The 426-nt window shown below is 66.2% G+C and carries 1 pseudogene; it reads left to right on the forward strand.

From position 1 onward, the window contains the following. Positions 1-220: 220 nt before the first annotated feature. Positions 221-426: pseudogene (locus CLG85_RS27200) on the forward strand (hypothetical protein); the annotation flags it as partial.

Raw genomic sequence — 426 nt, forward strand, 5'->3', positions numbered from 1 at the left:
GACGCTGACCGCCCACACCGCCATGCTGCCCGCCTGGTACGAAGAAATTGCGCGCCGCGCCACCGAGGCGATGCGCCCAAAGTACGGTGACTACTACGGCTTCGACTCGGCGACTCCCGCGAACGCCGAGATGGTCGCGGAATACCTCTTCAGCTACCAATAAGACAAACAGCGCGGTTCGCCCCGGCGGACCGCCTCTCTTGACGACGTGAGGCCCACCATGTCCCCTGACCGGCTCATCTACCTCTTCGATCCCCTCTGCGGCTGGTGCTACGGCGCAAGCCCCGGGCTGGAGCGCCTGAGCGCTACCGGCATCGCAATCGAGCTGGTGCCCACCGGCCTGTTCTCCGGCCCGGGCGGCCGCGAAATGGATGCCGAGTTCGCGCGTTACGCCTGGAGCAATGACCAGCGCATCGCGCAGATGAC

It is taken from the genome of Alloyangia mangrovi, from assembly GCF_002300555.2.
GTDB lineage: Bacteria > Pseudomonadota > Alphaproteobacteria > Rhodobacterales > Rhodobacteraceae > Salipiger > Salipiger mangrovi.